At 72.9% G+C, this 4,382-nt stretch carries 4 protein-coding genes; 3 read left to right on the top strand and 1 reads right to left on the bottom strand.

The genetic code is table 11. The features are described from left to right. Together I4I78_RS30740 and I4I78_RS30735 are read left to right on the top strand one after the other, a co-directional pair. A partial coding sequence (locus I4I78_RS30740; RefSeq protein WP_218615016.1) for a threonine/serine dehydratase occupies positions 1-927 on the top strand: 927 nt, incomplete at its 5' end. Between the two features lie 95 nt (positions 928-1,022). Further along, positions 1,023-2,081 (top strand): NAD(P)-binding domain-containing protein, encoded by a 1,059-nt coding sequence (locus I4I78_RS30735; RefSeq protein ID WP_218615015.1) that lies wholly within the window; start codon positions 1,023-1,025, stop codon positions 2,079-2,081. A 2-nt stretch (positions 2,082-2,083) separates the two neighbouring features. On the opposite strand, the gene I4I78_RS30730 is transcribed toward I4I78_RS30735, so the two are convergent. Further along, positions 2,084-2,590, bottom strand: coding sequence for a DUF2127 domain-containing protein (locus I4I78_RS30730; protein WP_218615014.1), 507 nt, complete (start codon positions 2,588-2,590; stop codon positions 2,084-2,086). A gap of 50 nt (positions 2,591-2,640) precedes the next feature. On the opposite strand from I4I78_RS30730, the gene I4I78_RS30725 reads away from it, so the two are divergent. Continuing rightward, on the top strand, positions 2,641-4,365 hold the full coding sequence (locus I4I78_RS30725; RefSeq protein ID WP_218615013.1) for an MFS transporter: 1,725 nt from the start codon (positions 2,641-2,643) through the stop codon (positions 4,363-4,365). The last annotated feature ends 17 nt before the right edge of the window (positions 4,366-4,382 follow it).

Here is a 4,382-nt window from a genome sequence, read left to right as displayed (position 1 = left end):
GCGGCGGAGCGGATAGCGGGGCAGGTGATCCGCACTCCGACCGTGCACAGCCCGGGACTCTCCGCGCTCCTCGGCGCGCCTGTCACCGCCAAGCTGGAGCAGCTGCAGCGCACCGGGTCGTTCAAGCCGCGCGGGACGCTGGCCAAGATCGCCACCCTGTCCACGGCCGAGCGTGACGCGGGCCTGGTCGCGGTCAGTGGCGGCAACCACGGGATCGCCGTCGCCGATGTCGCCGGAGCGCTGGGCATCGCCGCGACGGTCGTGATGCCGGAGTACGCACCAGCGCGGTCGATCGACACCGCCCGCGCGGCAGGCGCCGACGTGCGTCTGACCCCGGACATCCCCGGGGCCTTCGAGCTCTGCGCGCAGCTGCAGTCCGACGGCGCGACGCTGGTGCACCCGTTCGACGACCCGGTCGTGCTGGCCGGGCAGGGCACGGTCGGCCTGGAGCTGGCCCAGGACACGCCCGAACCGGTCACCGACGTGCTCGTGAGCATCGGTGGCGGCGCCCTGGCCTCCGGCGTCGCGGCCGCGGTGCGCGCGCTCGTGCCGGGCGTGCGGGTCTGGGGCGTGGAGACCGTCGGCGCCGAGGCGATGTCGACGGCGCTGCGCCTCGGCGGGCCGGCTCCGGTGGAGCTGAGCTCGATCGTGTCGACGCTGAGCGCGCCATCGGTGTCGCAGCTGACCTACGACCACGTCCGCGAGCTGGTGCACGACGTCCTGGTGGTCACCGACGCCGAGGCCGTCCGGGGCGCGGTGGAGCTCGCCGAGCACGGCAAGATCTGGGCCGAGCCCGCCGCGGGCTGCCTGCTCCCGGCCGCCCGGCGGGTCCTCGCGCAGGTCGACGACGCCCGCATCGGCCTGGTCGTCTGCGGCGGGAACACGACCGTCGCCGACCTCGCGGGGCAGGACAAGTCCTCCCCCTGATCGTCGGGCCTGATCGTCGGGCCTGGCCTGCGGGCCTTCTCTGGGCGGGACTGGCCGGCGGGACTGCCCGGGCGCCGCACGGCGTTGTAGCGGGTGTGCGTACGGACGTGGTGGTGATCGGGGCCGGGCAGGCCGGCCTGTCGGCCGCGAGCGGGCTGCGCCGCGGCGGGCTCGAGCCGGGGGCGGGGTTCGTCGTCCTCGACGGCGACGACGGGCCGGGCGGGGCGTGGCGGCACCGCTGGCCGACGCTCCGGGTCGACGACACGCACCGGATCCACGACCTGCCCGGTCTGGCCTTCGCCCCGGACGACCCGCGGCGCCCGGCCAACGAGGTCGTGCCCGAGTACTTCGCCGCCTACGAGCGCGAGTTCGACCTGCGCGTCCGGCGCCCGGTGCGGGTCACGGCCGTGCGTGACGACGGTCCCGGGCTGGCCGTCGAGACCGACGCGGGGACCTGGACCACCCAGGCACTGATCAACGCGACCGGCACCTGGACGCACCCGTTCGTCCCGCACTACCCCGGGGTGGAGACCTTCGGCGGACGGCAGCTGCACGCGGTCGACTACCCCGGCCCGCAGGAGTTCGCCGGGCGCCGCGTGGTGGTCGTGGGTGGCGGCACGACGGCGGTGCAGCTGCTGCTGGAGATCGCGCCGCACGCGTCGTCGACGACGTGGGTGACCCGCCGGGAGCCGCAGTTCCTCGACGGCCCGTTCGACGCCGAGCACGGCCGGGCCGCGGTGGCGATGGTCGAGGAACGGGTGCGTGCCGGGCTGGCGCCGCGCAGCGTCGTCAGCGTGACCGGCCTGGTCCGCACCGACGCCGTCGCCGAGGGGCTGCGCAACGGCGTGCTGGACCGGCACCCGATGTTCTCCCGGGTCACTCCGGGCGGCGTGGCCTGGGCGGACGGCACGTTCGAGGCCGCCGACGTGATCCTCTGGGCGACCGGGTGGCGACCGGCCGTCGGGCACCTGGCGCCGCTGGAGCTGCGCGGGCCCGGCGGCGGGATCGCGCTGGAGGGCACCCGGTCGAGCGCCGACCCGCGGGTGCACCTGGTCGGCTACGGCCCCTCGGCCAGCACGATCGGCGCCAACCGGGCCGGGCGGGCCGCCGCCCGTGAGGTCCTGGCGATGCTGCGCACCCCGGCCGCGGTCTGACCTCAGCCGGGCGTCACCGGCCGGCGTCGCAGCAGCCGGTACTCGCGGATGACCAGCACGATGATCGCGACGTCGAGCGCGGCCAGGAACGGCAGCAGCACCGAGCCGGTGGTGAACGCCCGGTAGACCTCGTAGATCACGAACAGCCCGAGCACGACGACCGCGACCGGGTACGCCGGCACCCACCGACGCAGCAGTGCGGCCACCAGCAGCAGCTTCACCACCCCGTGCAGGGCCAGGTAGACGATCGCGAACGTCCGGTTCCCGGAGACGAACTCGGCCGTGCCGGACACGAAGTGCCGGGCCAACGACCCGTCCGGCGGGCCGAGCAGGTCCCGGGTCAGGACGTCGGCGACGATCCGGTCCACCAGGTCGCCGGAGATCAGCCACAGCACGACCGCGCCGACCAGCTCCGCGGCACCGTCGATGCCTTTGACCAGCAACGCGACCGTGAACAGCCGCTCGGTGCGCGACGATCCGGGGAAGGTGGTCGCGTCTCGGGTCGGCACGGGGGCCGAGACTAGACCCGGTCGCTCGTCGCGGCGTAAAGTAATTAGCGATGCTCAATAACTCCGCTGCGCCGCGCCCGTCCCGCTACAAGTGGGTCGCGCTGTCGAACACGACGATCGGCGTGCTGATCGTGACGATCAACATGTCGATCCTGCTGATCGCGCTGCCGGACATCTTCCGCGGCATCGGGATCAACCCGCTGGCCCCGGACAACATCGACTACCTGCTCTGGCTGATCATGGGCTACCTGGTGGTCACGGCCGTGCTGGTGGTCAGCTTCGGGCGGCTCGGCGACATGTTCGGCCGGACGAGGATGTACAACCTGGGGTTCGCGGTGTTCACCGTGTTCTCGGTGCTGCTCGCCGCGACGTGGATGCACGGCGACGCGGCCGCGATCTGGCTGATCGTGATGCGCGTGCTGCAGGGCGTCGGCGGGGCGCTGCTGCTGGCCAACTCGACGGCGATCCTCACCGACGCCTTCCCCACCCACCAGCGCGGCCTCGCCCTGGGCATCAACTCCGTGGCCGCGATCGCCGGGTCGTTCATGGGGCTGGTCGTGGGCGGTGTGCTCGCCCCCGTCAACTGGCACCTGGTGTTCCTGGTGTCGGTGCCGGTCGGGGTGTTCGGCACGGTCTGGGCCTACCTCAAGCTGCACGACACCGGCGTCCGCAGGGCCGCCCGGATCGACTGGTGGGGCAACGCGACGTTCGCGGTCGGGCTGATCGCGGTGCTGATGGGCATCACCTACGGCATCCAGCCCTACGGCGGCGACGTGATGGGCTGGACCAGTCCCCTGGTGCTCATCCTGATCATCGGCGGGGTCGTGGTGCTCGGGATCTTCTCCCGGATCGAGCGCCGGGTCACCGATCCGATGTTCCACATCGAGCTGTTCCGGATCCGCGCGTTCACCGCCGGGAACATCGCGAACCTGCTGGCTGCGCTGGGCCGCGGCGGGCTGCAGTTCATCCTGATCATCTGGCTGCAGGGGATCTGGCTTCCGCAGCACGGGTACGCGTTCGAGTCGACGCCGTTGTGGGCCGGGATCTACATGGTGCCGTTGACGATCGGGTTCCTGGTCGCCGGGCCGGTGTCCGGGGTGCTGTCGGACCGCTACGGGGCGCGCGCGTTCGCGACGGTCGGCATGGTGGTCGCGGCGGCGAGCTTCCTGGCCATGCTCCTGGTGCCGGTCGACTTCGACTACCGGGCCTTCGCCGTGATCCTGGCCGTGAACGGCCTGGCCATGGGCCTGTTCAGCTCGCCGAACCGGGCCGCGATCATGAACTCGCTGCCCGCGAACCAGCGCGGCGTCGGCTCCGGGATGACCTCGACGTTCCAGAACGCCGCGACGGTGCTCTCGATCGGCGTGTTCTTCTCGATGCTGATCCTGGGCCTGTCCACGTCGCTGCCGCAGACGATGTTCGCCGGGCTCACCGCGCAGGGGGTGCCGGCCGCGGCCGCCGCGCAGGTGGCCGGGCTGCCGCCGGTCGGGACGCTGTTCGCCGCGCTGCTGGGCTACAACCCGATCGCGACCCTGCTCGGACCCCAGGTGCTGGCCGGGCTCGGCCCGGCCCAGGCGCAGTTCCTGACCGGGCGCGAGTTCTTCCCGCAGCTGATCTCCGGCCCGTTCGCCGACGGTCTGACGTTCGCGCTCGGCTTCGCCGCGGTCGCCTGCCTGGTCGCCGCCGCGGCATCGGCGCTGCGCGGAGGCAGGTACCAGCACGAGGAGGACGAGGCCGTCACCCCCGAGCCCGTCATGGCTCCACAACGCGGCTGACGCGGCCGTCTCAGCGC

The organism is Pseudonocardia sp. KRD291 (genome assembly GCF_019263595.1).
GTDB lineage: Bacteria > Actinomycetota > Actinomycetes > Mycobacteriales > Pseudonocardiaceae > Pseudonocardia.
Note: the sequence above shows the minus strand (reverse complement) of the source record. Positions and strands in the feature narration are given on the sequence as shown.

Excerpts from the sequence above, each read along its gene's own strand:
- I4I78_RS30725 (WP_218615013.1), top strand. The coding sequence starts at position 2,641 with ATGCTCAATAACTCCGCTGCGCCGCGCCCGTCCCGCTACAAGTGGGTC.